Origin of the sequence: Leptotrichia sp. OH3620_COT-345 (genome assembly GCF_003932895.1) — a bacterium.
Classification (GTDB): Bacteria; Fusobacteriota; Fusobacteriia; order Fusobacteriales; family Leptotrichiaceae; genus Pseudoleptotrichia.
The window spans coordinates 1-2,065 of sequence record NZ_RQYW01000051.1 but is presented as its reverse complement, the minus strand read 5'-3'; the positions used below and the strand labels follow the sequence as shown (position 1 = coordinate 2,065).

Below are 2,065 nucleotides of genomic sequence, written 5' to 3'. Positions count from 1 at the left end.
TTTATACTTGTTGCCACTCCGTTTTCAAATGTGTCAAATGTTTTAAACGTCTCTCCTAAACCTATTCTCGAAGTTGGACTATTTCCAAGTGCTTTATCAATTACTTTTCCTGTTGTAACTGTACCGTCTATATTCACTCCTAATTTTAATACTTTTGTTTCTACTCCTAATCCTCCGACCTGCTTTGCTACTTTTGAACCATTACCTCCACTAATCAGATTTTCCCAACCCTTAACAATCTTATCTCCAACTTCTCCCACTTTCTTTTTAAGATTGTCAGTATGTTTTACAATAGATTTTGTAACATTATCTAATGATGATATTCCCTTCTTCGCTATCTTTGTCTTACTTATTTGAGAGATAAATTCCGCTGCTTTTTTACCAGTCGCTTTGTATACCTGTCCATCAGCAGCTATAAATATCGCTTTTCCGCCTCTTACTACCCATTTACCTGCTTTCTTTCCCGTCTTTAATGAAGGATTATTTTTAAATTCTTCCAAATCATCATTCAAAGTTATTAAATCCAACTGAAAATCAGGTTGACTCGCTGTAAATGTTAAAAGAGTTCATGAGGGCTCATTACCACACTCATATTCCCACTACCCGCGGTATTCGCTCCTTGCAGTCGACTCCGACAATGCGGAAGATTTTTACTTATTCCTTCAACCATTCAGGTAATTCACATTCATAAAGAGTCACACATTTTTGTTTTTTACCATTTTTTTTCATAAATTTATTAAAGTTTTGCATTTCAGTCAATTTTAACTTATGAATTTTTTCTTTTATTTTTAAAAGTGATAAGTTCCCTTCATAAATTCCCGTTTCCATGTTCAATATAAAATATCCTGAACATATTTTTTTTATTTCTACTTCATTTTTCCTAAAACTAACAATTCCTGAATGAAAATCTAACCTTCCATAAAATAACCCCTTTTCTTCATCAAAACCAATCTCTTTTAATTTAGAACACCCAATTTCATAAATAACACTTTGTTTTTCTTTATTTATATCCTTATTTTCTTTAAGTACATAATCAATAAAATAAAAAGCATTCTCACTTATCCAATCGTCTCCAACCGTTCCTTCTTTTATTATTTTCAAATTATACTTTTTACTTTTGAAAATATAAACTTCAGAATTTAAATACTTATAACCTGTCCAAATTATAATTCCTATAAAAACTAATATAAAAATTAAAAACAACAATTTTATTCTATTTTTCATTCCCTTTTATTTCTCCTTCGTATTAACTTAGATGATATTTCTCCTAAATTCTTAACTTCGATTTGGACAGAATATCTTTTATTAGAAGTTTTCATTATATAAGGTGTAGAACCCGATATTTCCTGATTTCCTTTCCATTTATTAAATGTATCCAAAGTATCATCAAAAGAATCTTCTAATCGTTCAATATAAGTTATATTTATTTTATAACCTTTATTAGTACGATTTACAATAACGTTTTTTACTTGAGTTCTAACATAAGTATGTCCCCAAGAAAAGCCTCCTGCGAAAGTTAAATTTACCAACTCTTTTTTTTCTTTATATAATTTATATGGAACCATCGCATCAGATGGATGTTTTGGAATTTCATAACTCTCATTTATTTTTAAATTTCTTTTAGAAATTAAATTGGCTAAATCAGTTTCTATAGAAAATAAATTTTTTTCAAATCCATCAATAACCCTCGGCAATTTCATTAATCTATTATATTCTTTTGGATATTCTTCATCAATGTATAATACAGGATATTTTTCTCCTTCATTTTTTAAATTTTTAGGAAAAATATACTGTTTTACATATGGAGCATTTTGCAAAACAAATCGATCCCCCACATTCTCACCGAAATCAATATTACTGTAATCTTTTCCGTCTGACTTTGTTTCTATCGGAATGTCATTCTTTTTGTACTTATCTGTAAAGTATTCATTCGTTGCTCTTCCCGTACTTTCAAGTCCTTTTTCACTTGTTCCCGTCTCCCGCTGTCTGCCCTCTATCTTCCCTATTATATGACTGCCTTCTTCAGATATAGTGCCTATTATCCCTGAACGTGTACTGTTCTTCG

2 protein-coding genes and 1 pseudogene are annotated in these 2,065 nt (G+C 30.0%); all 3 read right to left on the bottom strand.

The window, feature by feature from the left end; translation table 11 throughout:
• Positions 1–527, bottom strand: a 527-nt coding sequence (locus EII29_RS11200) for a hypothetical protein (protein WP_148096428.1), incomplete at its 3' end; no start/stop codon positions are given.
• A gap of 127 nt (positions 528–654) precedes the next feature.
• Positions 655–1,224: a hypothetical protein gene (locus EII29_RS11195; RefSeq protein WP_125237586.1), complete on the bottom strand. Its 570-nt coding sequence runs from the start codon at positions 1,222–1,224 to the stop codon at positions 655–657.
• Positions 1,221–2,065 (bottom strand): annotated as a pseudogene (locus EII29_RS12725) (hypothetical protein); the annotation flags it as partial. The gene EII29_RS11195 and the pseudogene EII29_RS12725, both read right to left, overlap by 4 nt.